Origin of the sequence: Pedobacter sp. KBS0701 (assembly GCF_005938645.2) — a bacterium.
Lineage (GTDB): Bacteria > Bacteroidota > Bacteroidia > Sphingobacteriales > Sphingobacteriaceae > Pedobacter.
This window is the reverse complement of the sequence record NZ_CP042171.1, coordinates 3,961,296-3,980,368: the sequence shown is the minus strand read 5'-3', so window position 1 is coordinate 3,980,368 and position 19,073 is coordinate 3,961,296. Positions and strand designations below refer to the sequence as shown.

Genomic DNA, 19,073 nt, shown 5'->3' with positions numbered 1-19,073 from the left:
CTTTTACACTCAAGGTAATCAATCCGATGCCCCAAAGGCTGTGGGCTGTATTACAAACTATTTAAACCAACCATTTATTAGGACTATGAAACTTTTTATTATTCTAATGACGGTTTTATGCGTGCAGGTAAGTGCTTTGGCATTTTCCCAAAACATTAGCATAAACCAAAGGAACGTGCCGCTTGTACGCGTTTTAAAAGAAATTAAACGACAAAGCGGGTATTTCTTCCTGTATGATGCCGATTTAATCGAAAAACAATCGAAACCGGTAACCATCGATCTTAAAAATGCAGAGATCAAAGAGGTACTCAATCAGGTTTTAAAAACTCAGCCATTTAGCTGGGAGATTAAAGAAAATACCATTTTAATTATGCCCATTGCAAAAAGCAACAACACTAAAGCAATTGATGTTAGTGGCAAAATTGTTGATGAAAAAGACAATCCTATGCCAGGTGCTTCAGTAAAAGTTAAGGGCCAACCGGCTGTTTCAGTTACCGATAATAATGGAAATTTTGTCATCAGAAATGTTGATGAAAATGCCGTTCTGGTTATTTCTTATATTGGTTATACGGATAGGGAAGTAGCAGCCAAAAGCCAGTTGGGAACTCTTAAATTAAGTTTGTCGGCTGGTACATTAAATGATGTTGTAGTAACAGGTTATACCAGTTATAAAAAAACGCAATCTGCAGCAGCAAGTTCTCTGGTTACTTCCGATAAAATTAATCAGGTTCCGGGTTTAACTTTAGATCAGATCTTGCAGGGGCGTGTGCCGGGCATGAGCGTTATCTCAACTTCAGGCCAGCCAGGTACAAGTGCATCTGTTGTAATTAGAGGAATCGGTACCATTAATGGTGTTAGGGGGCCACTGATTATATTGGATGGCGTACCTATCGAGGCAGGCTATTTCCAAACCATTAACCCTGATGATATAGAATCAGCAACAGTGCTAAAAGATGCATCAGCTACCGCTTTATATGGTTCGAGGGGGGCTAACGGGGTAATTGTTTATACCACTAAAAAAGGCAAGGCAGGTAGTGTTTCTGTAAGCTATAATTCACAGTATGGTTTTTCTAATCTGAGCAGGCCAAACTTTGTAATGATGAATACCAGTGAGCGTTTACAGTTTGAAGAAGAAATTGGCTTAACAGGGGTGAACATTGGCCCGGGATGGACATATTCTCCGAAAAACCCATCTTACGCAGCAGGAACGGCAGCATCAAGAGGCCGCGCAGATTTTATTTTAGATAGTTTAAGGCAGATTAATACCGATTGGAGAGATATCTTTTTCAGAAAAGGTAAGTTTCAGGAACAACAGGTGAGTATTAGCGGTGGTAATGATAAACTGCGTTTTTATAACTCATTAAATTATTACAGCCAGGAAGGTGTCGCCGTAAATACAGGCCTTAACCGCTATGCACTCAGAAGTAATTTAGACTTTAATGATGATAAATTTAGTGGGGCCGTGAACGTATCATTAGGTTATTCTCAATCTACTTTTATTGATGGAGAAGGCGCTACTACGGCAGGCACACCAATGTCTGCAGTTTATTATGCATTGCCTTATGAGAAACCCTATGCCTTCGATGGTACGCTGGTGCATCCAGGTATTAGTAGTCTGCCTAAGTATAATATTTTGGATCAGCGTGAAGGAACCCTGGCCCTGGAACGTTTGCTAAATTCCAGTAATAAAACCGATCAGTTTAAAGCCATAGTTGGCGGTTCATTTGCTTATCAGATTTTACCATCATTAAAGGCAACTACCAGATTTGGTATCGATTATAGAAATTCATCAGATGAAAACTATGTTAATCCAAATTCTTATTACGGCTCTAGATCTGTTGCAAATACCCTGGGTGGAAAAGGCCGTTTAGATGAGATTAGCCGTAGAAATTTTGGCATAGTATCTACAAGTGGTTTAACCTTTGCTAAAACATTTGATAGTAAACACGATGTTGAATTTTCGGCATTGTACGAGTATATATACAATGACTATAAATCTTTCGGTTACAGAGGGTTTGGTATAGATGATCGCTTACCGGAAACACCTGCTGGCATAACCGTAAGCACGGTTTTCTTACCATCACTTTCCGGAAGTAAAACACGAAATGCCATGGCATCATTTATGGGCATTGGCCGTTATACCTACGATCGTAAATATACTTTAACCGGAAGCTACCGTTATGATGGTTCTACAACTGTTGTCGAAAAAAATAAATGGCATGGTTTCTATTCTGTAGGTGCCAATTGGAATGCTAAACAGGAAGATTATCTTAAAAATTTAGAAATTATCTCAGATCTGAGTGTTAGGGTAAGTTACGGAACTGCAGCAAGTCCATTTGGCGGCAATTTCGATTACCAGCAAGCCTACGGTAATACTACCTATGGCGGTAATGTTGGGATTAGGGCAACTGCCGCAGGTAATATAGATTACGACTGGGAGTACGTAAGTACATTTAATGCTGGTTTCGACCTGAGTTTGTTTAAAAGCAGCAGATTACGTTTGAGTGGCGATTTCTATAATAAAATTACCAGCAATATGTTCATCAATCAGCCTCCATCGGCCGTTGCAGGTTATGCAACTTTGCCTTTAAGTTCGGGTAAAATGAGAAACAGGGGTATCGAATTTGACGTTAGCGGAGATGTAATTAAAACCAAAGATTTTATATGGACAGTTGGCGCTAATGCAGGCTACAATAAAAACATGATTTTACGCGTGAGCGATGTAACTGATAATTTCCCTGATGGAGATTCGAGAATTATAAAAGTTGGATTGCCTTATGGAACTTATTTTGCGCCAGATTGGGCAGGTGTAAACCCGCAGACCGGAGAGGCTCAATATTATAACCTTGATGGCAGTATTACTACACTATACAATGCGAATACCCAAAGTACCACAAATTCTGGCAGCATGTACCCGACATTTACCGGTGGATTCAATACCTCATTAAGTTATAAAGGAATAACGGCTTCTGCGCTGTTTTCTTTTGTAAGCAATGTAATGCGTTGGAATAATGAAGATTTCTATAACGAAAACAGGACCTATCGTACCAGTAACCAATCGGTAAGGATGTTGTATAATCGTTGGCAAAACCCCGGCGATACCGGAGATGATGCCATTTTACAAAGATTTGATATCCCTAGAAATTTCACTTCGAAAGATATTCAGGATGCTTCTTATCTAAGATTAAGAAATGTAACTATTGGTTATACTTTACCTAAATCGATCTTGGAAAAAACTAAAATCATCAAAGGTGTTAAAGTATTTGTTCAGGGCCAGAATCTATTTACCTGGACCAGTTGGAGAGGTTTGGATCCTGAAAACAATGATGTTTTCGGACGTTTTCAATATCCAAATACCAGAACGTACACTGCAGGAATTAATGTTAACTTTTAATAAGTAAGTTATGATTAACAAAATATATACAAAATGCACTGTGTTATTGGCAGTAGTATTATTGGTAGCATCTTGTACCAAACTAGATTTTAAGCCAACAGATTTAATTTTACCTGAACAAGCATTCAGGAACATTACAGATGTTAATTTAGGAGTAATTGGCGCTTATGCACCAATTGATTATTCTACATTAAGCTATAGTTCAATCGTTTCTGACGAAGCCATATATCCGCAAGAAAATACAGTAGGAAACAGCGATGCATTCAGGTGGCTGTACAATGGGTCTAATGGTTCTGTTACCGGATTGTACTATACAAATTATACAGCTATTGATAGGGTTAACCGGGTTTTAGAAGCAATGGAAAAATTAACTTTTACGGGAACAGATATTGCTTTGGCCGATCGTTATAAAGGTGAGTTACTGGCGCTCCGGGCCTATTTGCATTTCGAATTGTTAAGGGCTTACGCATCTTCCTATCAAACAGGCGCCTTAGGGGTAACCTATATGCAAAAATCTGCTATCATTTATCCAGCCAGAGAAACTTTTGAGGCTGTAATTGCAAAAGCAAAAACAGATTTAATCGCAGCAAAAGCATTAATTCCGGCAACCTTTACCGATAAAACGAGGATTACGAAAACTGCAGTTTCGGCAATTCAGGCACGTGTTGCTTTGTACGAAAAAAACTGGGCTGATGCCATTACCTACTCAACTGAAGTAATTAATGCTTTACCTTTGGCTACCAAAGCACAGTTTCCTGGTATCTGGACCGATGCAAATGATGCTGAAGTAGTCTGGAAATTAAAACGGGTAACCGGTGATTCAAGAACCGGAGATTTCTTTTTCAGACAATCGGGTAGCTATGTTTTATATGCGCCTTCATTTAAATTAATTGCAACATTCGATCAGACAAATGACATCAGGTTTGTGCCTTACATTAAATTCGATAATACACGTACAGGCACAAAATCTAAATATCTGGTAAATAAATATATCGGTGGAACTTCATCTGCACCTGGTTTATCAGATGTAAAACAATTTAGAACCGGCGAAATGTACCTGATCAGGGCAGAAGCCAGGGCAGAAACTACAGGCGATGCGGCAGGAGATATTAATACCTTACGTGCAGCAAGAATTAATGGTTATGTTAATGCAGTATTTGCAGATAAAACGGCTTTAATTAGTGCTATTTATGATGAAAGATATAAAGAGTTAGCATTTGAAGGTCATCGTTTCTTTGATTTGAGACGTAGAAATATGGTAATCGAAAGAACTGCCGCCGATGTCGCCGCAACGCAAAGTGCACTCACTTTGTCTCCAACCCAGGCGCAATATGCATTGCCAATTCCTGCAACAGAAATATCTGTTAACAAAAATATTATCCAAAACCCTAAATACTAGGAAGTTTTTTTGCCGGGGGAACTTATTTCTCTCCCGGTATATTTAAATTTTTATTATGAAACAATCATTTCTTGTGCTTTTGATGGTTTTTTGCATCTCATCTATCGGCTGCGGTAAATCGGATGGTACAACAGCAATCGTTCCGGCAAATACTGGAGGGACAGTATCAAAGCCCAACAGGCCAGGTTCTATTGGTATAATTGGCGATAGTGCCAACGTTGTTAAACCAGTTACCGGAGGCATGGTACTAATGGGTGGTGGTGCAGATGTAGAAGCCGCATTTAAATGGATGATAGCAAGGAGTGGAGGAGGAGATGTGGTTATTCTCCGTTCCACAGGAACTGATGGCTATAATCCCTTTGTAAACGCGTTAGGAACTGTAAATTCTGTAGAAACATTATTAATCAATTCGAGGGAATTGGCTAATGATGATGGAGTTGCTTACATAATCCGCAACGCCGAAATGGTTTTTATTGCTGGTGGCGATCAGTCTGACTATATGAAATATTGGAAAGGAACTAAAACCGAGCTGGCTTTAAATTATCTGTTAAATGATAAAAAAGTACCCGTTGGTGGTACCAGTGCAGGTTGCGCCATTTTGGGTGGTTTTTATTACAGTGGCGAAACAGGCGGGGTAACCTCTGCCCAGGCGCTGGCAAATCCATACGATGCTAATGTTACTTTATACAATAACGATTTCCTGAAAGCGCCATACCTTCAAAATATAATTACCGATCAGCATTATTTAACGCGCGATCGGGAAGGAAGATCTGTTGTGTTTTTAGGCAGGATCAGCAAAGATTTTTCTGTACAGGCTAAATGTATCGCGGCAGACGAGCGGACAGCAGTTTGTATCGATGCAACTGGAAAAGCACAGGTTTTCGGCGATTATTCAGCCACCAGGCCATACAGTTATGCTTATTTCATTGTTCCGGATGCAGCTAAGCAACCAGAACAGTTCGAAACGAACAAGAAGGTAAATTGGAATAATGCAGAAAAAGCGGTTTCTGTTTATGAAATTCCTGCTTCGGTTAATGGTGGCGGAAACTTTAATGTTGCTAACTTTAAAGCAAACGAAGCCAGTGGTGGAAAATGGTACTGGTGGTGGATAGATAATGGTGTATTAAATAAAAAAGATCAATAAAATGAGAGCATTAAAATTAGTTGTGGTACTGATTATTTCAGTATTCGCATTAAATGTTGCTGCACAGCAGAAAAAATATGTAATGGTGATTCATGGTGGTGCAGGTACGATTCTGAAGAAAAACATGACACCAGAAAAAGAGGCGGCTTACGTGGCTGCCCTGACAAAGGCGCTAAATGCAGGTTATGCTGAAATTAAAGCAGGTAAATCAAGTTTAGATGCTGTCGAAGCCACCATCCACGTGCTCGAAAACGATCCGCATTTTAATGCGGGTAAAGGTGCTGTTTTTACCCATGATGGCAGAAATGAACTCGATGCAGCCATCATGGAAGGAAAAACCTTAATGGCTGGTGCAGTTGCTGGCGTTACCACAATCAAAAATCCGATTTCTGCTGCAAGGGCAGTGATGGAAAAATCGGAACATGTAATGATGTCTGGAGATGGAGCGGATAAATTTGCGAAAGAAGTAGGATTGGAAATCGTTGATCCTAAATACTTTTGGACAAAAGAACGTTGGGATGGTTTGCAGGAAGCCATTAAAGAAGATTCAACTAAAGCCGTTTTGGATCATGGTAGTAAAAAGTCTTCTCTTTTAGGGACAATTAATCACGATTACAAATTCGGAACAGTCGGTTGTGTGGCCTTAGATAAAGCCGGGAATCTGGCTGCAGGAACGTCAACAGGCGGGATGACCAATAAAAAATACGGACGCGTTGGCGATTCGCCAATTATCGGATCAGGAACCTATTGCAACAATGAAACAGCTGGTATTTCCTGTACAGGCTGGGGTGAGTTTTACATCCGTAATGTTGTGGCTAAAACCATTTCCGATTTAATGGAATACAAAAGTTTATCGGTTGCCGAAGCGTCTAAAATCGTATTGGATAAAGTAGGTAAAATGGGCGGAGACGGTGGTTTAATTGCGCTTGATAAAAAGGGCAACGTAGCCATGCCATTTAATACCGAAGGGATGTACAGAGGTACGGTAACTGCAGATGGAAAAATTGAAGTAAACATTTATAAATAATGAAGAAAATATTTTTAAGCTTGTTATTTGCCAGTTTTGCACTATTGGCAAATGCGCAAAATAATGCGGCTAAAGGTAACCTCTTTATTATTGGTGGTGGCAACCGTTCCGATGCATTAATGACGGAAATGCTGAACACCGCTGCTTTGAAAGCAAATGATTATATTGTTGTATTACCCATGGCGAGCGAAATTCCAGATGCTGGTTTTAATACCCTCGCTACCCAATTAAGAAAGCTTGATCAGAGATTGATCAGGAACTTCAATTTTAGCAAACACGATGTAAATGATAAAAAGTGGGTTGATTCTCTCGCTCGTGCAAAGTTGATTTATATTTTAGGAGGTGATCAGAACCGTTTCATGAAATCTGTACTGAATACCCCAGTTTATACCGCTATCCATAAAGCTTACCAGAGTGGTGCTACCATTGCCGGAACCAGTGCCGGTGCCGCTGTAATGAGCAAATATATGATTACGGGCCAACAGCTTTTGGATACGGTTTATAAAGAAACCTTTAATAAGCTGTGGGACAAAAATATCGAATTTTCCCCGGGAATGGGGTTATTGGAAAATACCATCATCGATCAGCATTTTCTAAAACGCAACCGTTACAACCGTTTAATCTCTGCCTTAGCTGCCCATCCGGATCTGATTTGCGTTGGTATTGATGAAAGTACCGCCATTATAGTTCATGGCAATAAGGCAACCGTTGCAGGCGAAAGTCAGGTAATCCGTTTGGCAAATCCGAAGGAACTTAAAAAGACGGATAAAGGTTTGTTAAAGTTTAAACAGGTCGATTTTGGCATTTTTACCGCCGGGGATGTAATCGACATTAAACCTTAAATTATCCACTCTGATAAATTGGAAGCGTGTTCTGAGCAGTCGGATCACGCTTTTTTATTTAAAAAATATCTTTATATTTCATTCTTCAAATCAAGTAGATGATTTTTATAAAGCGAATATTCTCCAATTTAACCTTTCAGGTTTTAGTGGCCATCATCATAGGGATTAGCGTGGGTACCTATTTTCCTGGTTTTGCGCCAACTGCTAAATTAATCAGTGAGGGTTTTATCAACCTGATTAGCATGTTAATTGCGCCAATTATATTCTTTACTATTGTTTTGGGAATCGCACACATGGGCGATATGAAAAAAGTAGGCAGGGTAGGTGGCAAAGCACTGTTGTATTTCGAAATTGTAAGCACAGTAGCCATTGCAATTGGTTTATTGGTCGCTAATGTTCTAAAGCCGGGTGCCGGAATGGTAGCTAAAGCGGGTGATGCCACAAAAATTACCCGTTATGCAGAACAGGCGAAGGATATGAACTGGGCCGAATTCTTCCTCCATATTATTCCACATAATGTGATTGCTGCTTTTGCAGAGGGTAACATTTTACAGATTTTGCTGTTTGCGATTCTTTTTGGTTATGGTCTGAATAAATTGGGCGAAGAGGGAACAAGCCTTTTAAACGCCTTCGATAAAATATCGAAAGTACTCTTTAAAATTATGAAAGTAATTATGCGTTTAGCGCCAATTGGGGCTTTTGGAGGGATGGCTTTCAGTATTGGTACGCATGGTTTGGAAAGTATAGTGGGCATGGCTAAACTAATGGGCTCAGTTTATTTAACCTGCATCCTGTTCATTTTTATTGTTTTAAATGGAATTTGTAAATACTATAAATTTAGTCTTTGGCAATACCTGAAGTATATCAGACAGGAAATTTTAATCGTGCTGGGTACTTCTTCTTCCGAATCAGCCCTGCCGAGCATGATGCAGAAAATGGAAGCCATCGGTTGCGATAAATCGGTTGTTGGTTTGGTTATTCCTACTGGCTATTCTTTTAATCTTGATGGAACGGCAATTTATCTGGCCATGGCAGTAATATTTCTTTGCCAGGTTTTTCATGTCGATTTATCCTTAGGTCAGCAGATTACGGTTTTAGGCGTGCTCATGGTTACTTCTAAAGGTGCCGCAGGCGTAACCGGAAGTGGTTTTATTGTATTGGTATCAACCCTTACTGCCTTAAAAATTATGCCTGTTGAACATATTTCCATATTAATTGGTGTAGACCGTTTTATGAGTGAAGCTAGGGCTATAACCAATGTAATTGGAAACGGAGTGGCCACCATCGTAATTGCTAAAAGTGAAAACCAGTTTGACCAGGAAAAATATTTGAAAGCGATTCAACCCATAACGATGGAAAAAGTAGAGGAAGGTTAGGCTGGAGTTGAGCGTTTGGCGTAAGGCGTTAAGGGAGTCGAAAGCAAATGGTTAGGTTGGAGTTATTCTCTCGAAGCGTCACCCTGAATTCAGGGTCTTAATAGCAAGAAAGATGCTGACCATGTAGTGGCTACAAGGCAATTTAAAATACTACTTCTGCTTGTAAAATAAATTCAGCATGACGAGCGCTCGATAAACCCTTCTACCCTCAACCTTCGTGCCTTCACCTTTTTTACCTATCTTTGCAGCAGAAACATGCACACAGCTTGTTTAATTAATCCATAGCACATTGGCTCAAGAAGAACAAAATAACCGCAAAGAAAAAAGCGAGTTACACCCACGCAACAAACACCGTTCGCGTTACAATTTCAAACAACTTATTGCAACTTCAAAAGAATTAAGACGTTTCGTTTTTAAAAACGAGCATAACGACGATTCGATCGATTTTGCTGATCAAAATGCTGTAAAAGCATTAAATAGGGCATTGCTGAAATACTTTTACGATATCCAGCAATGGGATATCCCTCTGGATTTTCTTTGTCCACCTATTCCGGGCAGGGCAGATTATATCCATTATATAGCTGATCTTTTGGGCTCGAGCAATAAAGGAAAAAATCCAAAAGGCGCTAAAATTAATGTACTTGATATTGGTGTAGGTGCCAACTGCATTTACCCGATCATTGGTCACCAAGAATATGGCTGGAACTTTGTAGGTTCAGAAATAGATCCGCTTTCGGTTGAATCGGCAAGACGCATTATCGAAGCCAACAAACCACTGCAAGGTGCGATAGAAATCCGTCAGCAATCATCAAAAATGGGTATTTTTAGAGGGATTGTGGGCAGAACAGAGCATTTTGATGCTGTTGTTTGTAATCCACCGTTCCATTCTTCTTTAAAAGAAGCTGAGCAAGGCACCCGCCAGAAATGGCGCAACCTGGGCGGAAACGAAAAAGAAGTAAAACATGTATTGAACTTTGGTGGAAACAAGGCCGAACTGTGGTGCCCGGGTGGAGAACGTGCCTTTGTAGAACAGATCATTATCCAGAGCGCGCAAATCAAAAATCAGGTTTTATGGTTCAGTTCACTGGTTTCTAAAAGTGCAAACCTAAAAAGTATTTACAATAATCTGGTTAAGGCAGATGCTTTTGAAGTACGTACCGTGCAAATGAGCCAGGGACAAAAAATAAGCCGTTTCGTAGCCTGGACTTTCCATGATGAAGCTGCACAGGCGGAGTGGGTTAAAGGATGGAAGGCCTAAGTTTGGAGTTTCCAGTTTGGAGTTTTTAGTTTTGAGCGCATAACCCAGGCAAATGATATAGTAATGCCGAGTGGATATTAATTCATTCGGCATTTTTGTTTAAAGTTGATTCGTTTGAACATTGGAATTTGGATATTGTTTATTATGATTAGAATCACTAGCTTATTTTTCGTTTAGTTAGTCGGATTTGCAATTCCGATTCGAGAGCTAAGGATTTATAATCCTTTAAGTTGTTTATAAAAGGCTGGTAATTAACTGCCGAAACTGTCAAGCTTTTTAAGAATGGGATTACTGAAACTATAGAACTGTTTACTGAAAATTGTAGACTGCCAACTGAAAACTAACTCGTCTTAGCCCCGAAAATATATCCAGCTAAAGCGGTTACCACCATTGCCACCGTTCCCCAGAAACAGATTCTAATTACTGCTTTAATTACATTTGATCCCCCTGCTTTAGCTGCAATTGTGCCAGATAAAGCTAAAAATACAATGGCGAAACCATATTGATAAAACACCATCGATTTTATCGGGGCAAAAAAAGCAACCAAAAAAGGTAAAATGCCGCCACTGATAAAAGATGCGCCAGATGCAAAAGCTGCCTGAAGCGGTTTTGGCTGCGTAATTTCGTTAATGCCTAGTTCATCTCTGGCATGCGCGGCCAAAGCATCTTTCCCGGTAAGCTGTACTGCTACCTGCATGGCTAAATCTTCATCCAATCCCTGGACCACATATATTTTCGCGAGCTCTTTAAGTTCCACTTCGGGCATGGTTTCGAGTTCCATTTTCTCCCGGGCCAGATCTGCTTTTTCAATATCGGCCTGAGAGCTTACCGAAACATATTCACCAGCAGCCATCGATAATGAGCCTGCCACTAAACCGGCCAAAGCCGCCAGTACAATGGGGCTTCTCGTATCACTCGCAGCAGCTATACCGATCACCAAACTGGTCGTAGAAATAATACCATCATTGGCGCCCAGTACAGCGGCCCTTAACCAGCCTGTTCTATTTGTATAATGCTTTTCTAGTTCCATTTTTGGTGATGTGTTATCTGTTTTTGTCAGGCTGAGCGGAGTCGAAGGACCCTTATTCTTCTAATATCATCATTTCTTTTCATAAACAATCAAAATGGTCAAGTCGTTGCCCGCATTGGGTGCAATGCCATGCGAGCTGCCCGGACGCGTTAAAATCGCATCGCCAGGCTTAACTGCAAAAATTTTTCCATTCATTTGCATGGTTCCGTTTCCGCTGATTACATAATAAATTTCATCTTCTTTTTGCAAATGGTAACCGATAGATGACCCCGGTTTTAAAGTTCGTTTTTTGAATACCGTTTTGAGGTTTTTAGCCTTATCGAAAAAATTGAAACCAATGGTTTTCCCTCCGCCATTGTGCGTGCCGGATTCTTCTTTCGCTACTTCGACATCGTTTTGGAGGATATATTTTGTAGTATCGCTATTTTGTGCAGATGCTTTAAACGAAATGAAGGTTGCAGTAACAACGATTACAACTAATATGGATTTTTTCATCTTGATATTATTTAGCTTTTTGCTTTAGTCTTTCCGCTTTGGTCTTTCAGCTTTAAAGGTAAATTTAAGTGTTTTCACCGGATGTTGCCAAAAGTGTATAACCTTTGTTATTAAACCTGGATCGCGGTTGTTTCTCCCGATTTTTACATCTGTATTCATCAGAAAGAACGGAGAGCGGTACTGAATCCCTCCAAAAGAACTGAAGTGTTCGTTTTCTAATCCTAATGTTGAGCTTTTGATTTGAAAACGAATGTTTCGTAGTGCTTAGGTCAGGTTCTGTCCCGCCATCCACTGTAGCTCCGATAGAAAAATCGGAGGCTGCCGTTCCTGTCGGGTTTATACCCAAGGGCTTGCTCCTGATATGGTGCCAGGAACGGCCAAACTTTGTTCCCTAAACCTGATCGCAGTGGTTCCAATTCTTCATTGGAGAGAACGGAGAGCGGGAGTGCAGCTCTCCAAAAGCGCTGAACTGCTCATTTCTTAATCCTTAATGTTGATATTTTAATTTGAAAACAAACATTCAGTTTTCTTGGCCTTGCAGTCCTGCCATCCGCTTTACTTTGTTGCACTACGTGTTCGCTGCTGCCAGTTTTATAACCGAATGGCTTGTTTTAAAAGCAGTAATTCTAAATTTGTTATTACGGTGGTTATTTCTCGCCTCGTGCTTTTAACTTTTTTCCGCTTTGGTCTTCCCACTTTGGTCTTTCTTCACTAAAGTAAAGAATCCTTACATTTTCCTGAAAAAACGGACTAAATAATATGGTTTTAGATTTGAATTCCAGTTCAATAATATTAGCTTTGCACAAAAAAATATTGATACATGAGCGTTTTAGTAAATAAAGATTCTAAGGTTATCGTTCAGGGTTTTACCGGAAACGAAGGAACTTACCATGCTGAGCAGATGCTGGCATACGGTACAAACGTAGTTGGTGGTGTAACACCTGGCAAAGGTGGGCAATTGCATTTAGAAAAGCCTGTTTTTAATACTGTTAAAGATGCCGTTGATCAAACGGGTGCAAATGTATCTATCATTTTTGTACCACCGGCTTTTGCTGCTGATGCAATTATGGAAGCTGCCGAAGGTGGCATTAAAGTTATTGTTTGTATTACCGAAGGTATCCCTACAAAGGATATGATTCAGGTTAAAGAATATATTGCTGACCGTGATGTTACGCTTATTGGCCCTAACTGTCCGGGTGTAATTACTGCTGATGAGGCTAAAATTGGTATCATGCCAGGTTTTATCTTCAAAAAAGGTCACGTTGGTGTGGTTTCTAAATCAGGAACTTTAACTTACGAAGCGGTAGACCAGGTGGTTAAAGCTGGTTTAGGTATCACTACAGCTATTGGTATCGGTGGTGACCCAATTATCGGAACACCAACTGTAGAAGCGGTAAAATTATTAATGAACGATCCTGAAACGCACGGTATCATCATGATTGGTGAAATTGGTGGTGGTATGGAAGCTGAAGCAGCCCGTTGGATCAAAGAACACGGTACTAAACCTGTTGTTGGTTTCATCGCTGGTCAAACTGCGCCTCCGGGACGTAGAATGGGCCACGCAGGTGCTATTGTTGGCGGTGCTGATGATACTGCAGCTGCTAAAATGAAAATCATGCGTGAGTGTGGTATCCGTGTAGTAGAAAGTCCTGCTGAAATCGGTGCTGCAATGGCAGAAGAATTAGCAAAATAAGATTTAAAAATCTTTTTATAGAAAAGCGTTTCGATTAATTTCGAGGCGCTTTTTGTTTTTAACGGCAAAATTCGCAAAGATTGGGTTTGACCACGAAGGCGCAAAGAGCACAAAGTAGGGGCTTTATTATTGTTTTTCGTTTCGTCATTCCTGCGCAGGCAGGAATCTTAATGCCTTTGGTTAAGCTTAACTTTGGGTTAAAGCCACTTCACTTTGTTTCCCACTCTTCTAGAAGCGAGACAGCACAAAGAGGATACTCATCAAACTTTGTCAGGGTGAAGTAAACAGTAATTAATTCTCTTAAACCATCAAACCAAAACAGAATCTATAGCGTATATTGAGATATGAAAACGATGTTAAATAAACTATTTTTGCTTTCTGCTGTTGTTTTAATAACAGGTCTTTCTGCTTGTGCACAAAAGCAAGATAAAGAAGCTGCAAAACAATCAAAGGAAACAGAACAAATCATACCAAAGAAGAAAATGAACTGGAATCCATTAACACCCGAAGAAGAAAGAGTAATCGTAAATAAAGGTACGGAATACCCTGGTACAGGTAAATACGAGCATACAACAGATAAAGGAACTTATACCTGTAAACGTTGTAATGCGGCCTTATACCGTTCGGAAAGTAAGTTTGATGCACATTGCGGATGGCCTGCTTTCGATGACGAAATTAAAGGCGCGGTAAAGCGTATTCCTGATGCAGATGGTTCGCGTACAGAAATAGTTTGCGCCAATTGCGGCGCGCATCTTGGTCACGTATTTTTAGGAGAAGGATTTACCAATAAAGACACCCGTCATTGTGTAAATTCCATCTCAATGAATTTTGTGCCGGATAAAAAATAAGGTGGATGTAGATGGGTTAGGTAGAGGCGTATGGCGACAAGCTGTACGCCTTTTTTAGTGCACAAAGCCGGGCTGTTTTTCCACAAATTATTGATTATAAACTAAATGCTTATATTTGCAGGCTCGATAAAGAAAATTTAGCCTATGAAGTATCTGTTGTTATTAAGTTTTTGTTTCCTGTTTTTACAAGGTAAAGCACAAAATTCTGATTCCTCAAACGAACCGGATAGCATCAAAAAAACAGTTCTCGCCACTTATTACCACAGAAAATTCGAAGGCCGCCGAACCACCAGTGGCGCTAAATACCGGTCAAAAAAACTAACGGCCGCCCATCGTACCCTGCCATTCGGTACCATGGTTACAGTAACCAATCCAGATAATGGAAAATCGGTTATAGTAAAGGTAAATGACCGTGGTCCTTTCTCTAAAAGATTAGCCATAGATTTATCTGAACGTGCTGCAAAACAGATTGGTATATACCGTAAAGGCATCGCTAAAGTAAGCCTCAGTTATACGGCTGAGTAATACTCCTTTTAGCTCTATTTTACCTTGGTTATACCCCTCAAATTTAAGTTATTAACACTCATTTTAGTTTGCTAAACCCTTGAAAAGAAACGATTAGGTTTTTTTTCGCTTGAAAATGATATTTGGCTGATCGTTTTTCCCCAGTAATTGGGTGGGGTGTTAACAACTTTGGTACACTAAAAAGGACCGGCGTATATATATTTGTTATAACAAAGTTCTTTAACTTCTTGCGTTTGGAAACAAATATAAAAGCTTAATTTTTAGTAGTTTATACATACAACATCCCGATTGTAATTTTAAATTTCCTTAACTAAAAATTCAGTTGTTCGCCAAGCAAAAGGGTTAGCACTTTCACAACAGCGTTTTGATAAAAGACATTACAATCATCATATAAAATTGATGGATGCGTGTCTTTGTCGGCTCTGTTAAAAATAGATTTAAAAACATCAGCGTATGGAACAGGAATTATTACTACAAGAAAACAAAGACAGATTTGTGCTTTTGCCGATCAAGTATCCGGCAATCTGGGAAATGTATAAAAAGACCGAAGCTAGTTTTTGGACAGCAGAAGAGATTGATCTTTCTGACGACCAGAAACACTGGGACAATTTAAATGATGGCGAAAGACATTTCATTTCGCATATCCTTGCTTTCTTTTCTGCTAGTGATGGTATTGTAAACGAAAACCTTGCCGTAAACTTCATGAGTGAGGTTCAATTGCCAGAAGCACGTTGTTTTTATGGTTTTCAGATTATGATGGAAAACATTCACGCCGAAACCTATGCTTTATTAATCGATACTTATATTAAAGATCCTGAAGAAAAAGACCGTTTGTTCCATGCGATTGATACCGTGCCTGCGGTAAAAAGAAAAGCAGAATGGGCTTTACGCTGGATTGAAAACGGAACTTTTGCCGAACGTTTAGTGGCTTTTGCTGCAGTTGAAGGTATTTTCTTCAGCGGAAGTTTCTGCTCTATCTTCTGGTTAAAAAAACGTGGCTTAATGCCTGGATTAACTTTCAGTAATGAGTTAATCTCAAGAGATGAAGGTTCTCACTGCGAGTTTGCATGCTTGTTATACAGCATGTTGAGCAATAAACTCAGCGAAGAACAAGTACATGGCATCATCAGCGATGCGGTTGAAATTGAAAAAGAATTTATTACCGATGCTCTGCCAGTTGCACTTATTGGTATGAATGCAAAATTAATGAGTCAATATATCGAGTTTGTGGCCGACAGGTGGTTACAGGAGCTGGGTTACAAAAAAATCTACAATGCAACCAATCCATTCGACTTTATGGAAATGATTTCATTACAGGGTAAAACTAATTTCTTCGAGAAACGTGTGGGCGATTATCAGAAAAGTGGTGTATTAACTGCTGCTGATAATAATAAACAGGCGTTTTCTTTAGACGAAGACTTCTAGGGTAGAGGGCTAAAAAGTAGAAGGCGGAAGGTTTTAATCTTGATACCTGATACTCACTACTTGATACTAATAAATAACAAAAAAATATAAAGCGGTCATTAAGTCTTGATACTTCATACTCGCTACTAAATATTAACTAAAAATCTCATAAAATATGTTCGTACTAAAAAGAGATGGCCGCAAAGAAGCGGTGCAATTTGACAAAATCACAGCGCGTATTCAAAAGTTGTGCTATAGTTTAAATTCAGACCTTGTAGACCCGATTGATGTGGCCAAAAAGGTAATCGAAGGCTTATATGATGGGGTTACTACATCAGAGCTGGATAACCTTGCTGCAGAAACTGCTGCCTCGTTAACGACAAAGCACCCTGATTATGCGCTGCTGGCATCGCGTATAGCGGTTTCGAACCTGCATAAAAATACCACTAAATCATTCTCGGGTACGATGAAAATGTTGTACGAATATTTCGACCCGAAAGCGCAGAAAGAGGCTCCTCTTATCGCTGATGATGTTTATGAGATCATAGAAAAAAACAAGGATATTTTAGATAGTTCTATTATTTACGACCGCGATTTTGGTTTCGACTATTTCGGTTTTAAAACTTTAGAAAAATCTTACCTTTTAAAAGTTAACGGTCAGATTGTAGAGCGCCCGCAACATTTGTTTATGCGCGTTTCTGTTGGTATCCATAAAGAAGATATCGAAAGCGCCATCAAAACTTATAACTTAATGAGCGAGCGTTGGTTTACACATGCTACACCAACTTTGTTCAATGCTGCTACACCAAAACCTCAAATGTCATCTTGTTTCTTGTTAACCATGCAGGATGATAGCATCGAAGGTATTTACGATACTTTAAAGCAAACCGCAAAAATTTCTCAAAGTGCTGGTGGTATTGGTTTAAGCATCCACAACATCCGCGCAACAGGTTCGTACATTGGTGGTACAAACGGTACAAGTAATGGTATCATCCCGATGTTACGTGTATTTAACGATACTGCCCGTTATGTAGATCAGGGTGGAGGTAAACGTAAAGGTGCTTTTGCCATCTATTTAGAGCCTTGGCATGCTGATGTTTTCGAATTCCTGGATCTTCGTAAAAACCACGGTAAAGAAGAAATGCGTGCCCGCGATTTGTTCTATGCCCTTTGGATTAACGATTTGTTTATGCAACGTGTTAAAGATAATGGCGACTGGACCTTATTCTGCCCACACGAAGCACCAGGCTTAGCAGATTGTTTCGGTAAGGAATTCGAAGATTTATATACTAAATATGAAGCTGAAAACCGTGGCCGTAAAACTATTAAAGCTCAGGAACTTTGGTTTGCCATCTTAGATTCGCAGATCGAAACCGGTACACCATACATGTTATTTAAAGATGCTGCAAACAGCAAATCTAACCAGCAGAATTTAGGAACCATTAAAAGTTCTAACCTGTGTACCGAAATTATCGAGTATACCTCTAAAGATGAAGTTGCCGTTTGTAACTTAGCTTCTTTGGCATTGCCTCGTTTCGTAATCAACGGTGCTTTCGATCACCAGAAATTATACGATGTAACTTATCAGGCTACTTTAAATCTGAATAAAATCATCGATCATAACTATTATCCTGTACAGGAAGCCGAAAATTCAAACATGCGTCACCGTCCGGTTGGTTTAGGTGTACAAGGTTTGGCTGATGCCTTTATCTTATTGCGTTTACCTTTCGAAAGTGATGAGGCTAAACGTTTAAATAAAGACATTTTCGAAACGATTTATTTTGCTTCAATGACGGCTTCGCATGATTTAGCTGTGAAAAATGGTCCTTACCAAACTTTTAAAGGTTCTCCGTTATCAAAAGGTAAATTCCAGTTCGATTTATGGAATGTAACACCAGATAGCGGCCGTTGGGATTGGGATGCGTTACGCAAAAAAGTAGTTAAAGATGGTGTGTACAACTCATTATTGGTTGCACCAATGCCAACTGCCTCTACTTCGCAGATTTTAGGTAATAACGAATGTTTCGAGCCATATACTTCAAACATTTATACCCGTCGTGTATTAAGTGGAGAGTTTGTCGTGGTAAACAAACACTTATTGAAAGATTTGGTTGCATTAGGTTTGTGGAACAACGACATGAAAAACCAAATCATATTGGCTAACGGTTCAATCCAGGCTATTGATACCATTCCTGATTACATCAAAGAATTATACAAAACCGTTTGGGAAATCAAAATGCGTAACATCATCGATATGGCAGCCGACCGTGGTGCTTATATCTGCCAATCGCAATCATTAAACTTGTTCGTAAACGCACCTAATACTTCAAAATTAACTTCGATGCATTTCTATGCATGGGAGAAAGGTTTAAAAACCGGTATGTATTACCTGCGTACACAAGCAGCTTCGCAAGCGGTTAAATTTACAGTAGAAAACCAGGGTGGTAAGGCAATTGAAGCGGTTATTCCTGCTCAAATGACACAAGATCAGGTGGCAGAAGAAATCGTTGACGGACCAGTTTGTTCAATGGAAGAAGGCTGTATCAGCTGCTCTGGATAAGGTAGAGGGTAGGAAGGCGGAAGGTTTAAGGCTTGCTTGCCGATTAAATATTCAAAATTAAGTAAGGTTTTGGGCAAA

At 39.7% G+C, this 19,073-nt stretch carries 14 protein-coding genes; 12 read left to right on the top strand and 2 right to left on the bottom strand.

Annotation, left to right across the window (positions count from 1 at the left end):
• Window positions 1-85 precede the first annotated feature (85 nt).
• The 7 genes from FFJ24_RS16025 (at window position 86) to rlmF (ending at window position 10,440) form a co-directional block, all read left to right on the top strand.
• Window positions 86-3,394, top strand: coding sequence for a SusC/RagA family TonB-linked outer membrane protein (locus FFJ24_RS16025; protein ID WP_138818164.1), 3,309 nt, complete (start codon window positions 86-88; stop codon window positions 3,392-3,394).
• A 10-nt stretch (window positions 3,395-3,404) separates the two neighbouring features.
• The gene (locus FFJ24_RS16020; protein ID WP_138818163.1) at window positions 3,405-4,793 is read left to right on the top strand and encodes a RagB/SusD family nutrient uptake outer membrane protein; all 1,389 of its coding nucleotides are present in this window, start codon (window positions 3,405-3,407) and stop codon (window positions 4,791-4,793) included.
• A gap of 55 nt (window positions 4,794-4,848) precedes the next feature.
• Window positions 4,849-5,937 (top strand): cyanophycinase, encoded by a 1,089-nt coding sequence (locus tag FFJ24_RS16015; RefSeq protein ID WP_138818162.1) that lies wholly within the window; start codon window positions 4,849-4,851, stop codon window positions 5,935-5,937.
• A 1-nt stretch (window position 5,938) separates the two neighbouring features.
• Window positions 5,939-6,964 carry an isoaspartyl peptidase/L-asparaginase family protein gene (locus FFJ24_RS16010; RefSeq protein ID WP_138818161.1) on the top strand — a complete coding sequence of 342 codons (1,026 nt, stop codon included), beginning with the start codon at window positions 5,939-5,941 and terminating at the stop codon, window positions 6,962-6,964.
• Complete coding sequence (locus tag FFJ24_RS16005) at window positions 6,964-7,806, top strand: cyanophycinase (RefSeq protein ID WP_138818160.1); 843 nt, start codon at window positions 6,964-6,966, stop codon at window positions 7,804-7,806. The genes FFJ24_RS16010 and FFJ24_RS16005 overlap by 1 nt, the downstream gene beginning before the upstream one ends.
• 98 nt (window positions 7,807-7,904) lie before the next feature.
• The gene (dctA, locus tag FFJ24_RS16000; protein WP_210419380.1) at window positions 7,905-9,182 is read left to right on the top strand and encodes a C4-dicarboxylate transporter DctA; all 1,278 of its coding nucleotides are present in this window, start codon (window positions 7,905-7,907) and stop codon (window positions 9,180-9,182) included.
• 289 nt (window positions 9,183-9,471) lie between these two features.
• Window positions 9,472-10,440, top strand: a complete 969-nt coding sequence (gene rlmF / locus FFJ24_RS15995) for a 23S rRNA (adenine(1618)-N(6))-methyltransferase RlmF (protein WP_138818159.1) — start codon at window positions 9,472-9,474, stop codon at window positions 10,438-10,440.
• Between the two features lie 340 nt (window positions 10,441-10,780).
• On the opposite strand, the gene FFJ24_RS15990 is transcribed toward rlmF, so the two are convergent.
• Window positions 10,781-11,470: a VIT family protein gene (locus tag FFJ24_RS15990; protein WP_138818158.1), complete on the bottom strand. Its 690-nt coding sequence runs from the start codon at window positions 11,468-11,470 to the stop codon at window positions 10,781-10,783.
• 69 nt (window positions 11,471-11,539) lie between these two features.
• Window positions 11,540-11,965 carry a cupin domain-containing protein gene (locus FFJ24_RS15985; protein WP_246862629.1) on the bottom strand — a complete coding sequence of 142 codons (426 nt, stop codon included), beginning with the start codon at window positions 11,963-11,965 and terminating at the stop codon, window positions 11,540-11,542.
• 820 nt (window positions 11,966-12,785) lie between these two features.
• Between FFJ24_RS15985 and sucD the strand changes: the two genes are divergently transcribed.
• The 5 genes from sucD (at window position 12,786) to FFJ24_RS15960 (ending at window position 18,995) form a co-directional block, all read left to right on the top strand.
• Window positions 12,786-13,658 (top strand): succinate--CoA ligase subunit alpha, encoded by an 873-nt coding sequence (gene sucD, locus FFJ24_RS15980; RefSeq protein WP_090501663.1) that lies wholly within the window; start codon window positions 12,786-12,788, stop codon window positions 13,656-13,658.
• A gap of 344 nt (window positions 13,659-14,002) precedes the next feature.
• Entirely contained in the window at window positions 14,003-14,506 is a 504-nt protein-coding gene (locus FFJ24_RS15975; protein WP_138818156.1) for a methionine-R-sulfoxide reductase, read from the top strand.
• A 144-nt stretch (window positions 14,507-14,650) separates the two neighbouring features.
• A complete protein-coding gene (locus tag FFJ24_RS15970) occupies window positions 14,651-15,031 on the top strand; it encodes a septal ring lytic transglycosylase RlpA family protein (RefSeq protein ID WP_138818155.1) in 381 nt (126 codons plus the stop codon).
• Window positions 15,032-15,484: 453 nt separating this feature from the next.
• Entirely contained in the window at window positions 15,485-16,456 is a 972-nt protein-coding gene (locus FFJ24_RS15965) for a ribonucleoside-diphosphate reductase small subunit (protein WP_090501671.1), read from the top strand.
• A gap of 154 nt (window positions 16,457-16,610) precedes the next feature.
• Complete coding sequence (locus FFJ24_RS15960; protein WP_138818154.1) at window positions 16,611-18,995, top strand: ribonucleoside-diphosphate reductase subunit alpha; 2,385 nt, start codon at window positions 16,611-16,613, stop codon at window positions 18,993-18,995.
• Window positions 18,996-19,073: the final 78 nt, after the last annotated feature.

Coding starts and splice junctions, on each gene's coding strand:
- FFJ24_RS16025 (WP_138818164.1), top strand. CDS start 86: ATGAAACTTTTTATTATTCTAATGACGGTTTTATGCGTGCAGGTAAGT.
- FFJ24_RS16020 (WP_138818163.1), top strand. CDS start 3,405: ATGATTAACAAAATATATACAAAATGCACTGTGTTATTGGCAGTAGTA.
- FFJ24_RS16015 (WP_138818162.1), top strand. CDS start 4,849: ATGAAACAATCATTTCTTGTGCTTTTGATGGTTTTTTGCATCTCATCT.
- FFJ24_RS16010 (WP_138818161.1), top strand. CDS start 5,939: ATGAGAGCATTAAAATTAGTTGTGGTACTGATTATTTCAGTATTCGCA.
- FFJ24_RS16005 (WP_138818160.1), top strand. CDS start 6,964: ATGAAGAAAATATTTTTAAGCTTGTTATTTGCCAGTTTTGCACTATTG.
- dctA (WP_210419380.1), top strand. CDS start 7,905: ATGATTTTTATAAAGCGAATATTCTCCAATTTAACCTTTCAGGTTTTA.
- FFJ24_RS15990 (WP_138818158.1), bottom strand. CDS start 11,470: ATGGAACTAGAAAAGCATTATACAAATAGAACAGGCTGGTTAAGGGCC.
- FFJ24_RS15985 (WP_246862629.1), bottom strand. CDS start 11,965: ATGAAAAAATCCATATTAGTTGTAATCGTTGTTACTGCAACCTTCATT.
- sucD (WP_090501663.1), top strand. CDS start 12,786: ATGAGCGTTTTAGTAAATAAAGATTCTAAGGTTATCGTTCAGGGTTTT.
- FFJ24_RS15975 (WP_138818156.1), top strand. CDS start 14,003: ATGAAAACGATGTTAAATAAACTATTTTTGCTTTCTGCTGTTGTTTTA.
- FFJ24_RS15970 (WP_138818155.1), top strand. CDS start 14,651: ATGAAGTATCTGTTGTTATTAAGTTTTTGTTTCCTGTTTTTACAAGGT.
- FFJ24_RS15965 (WP_090501671.1), top strand. CDS start 15,485: ATGGAACAGGAATTATTACTACAAGAAAACAAAGACAGATTTGTGCTT.
- FFJ24_RS15960 (WP_138818154.1), top strand. CDS start 16,611: ATGTTCGTACTAAAAAGAGATGGCCGCAAAGAAGCGGTGCAATTTGAC.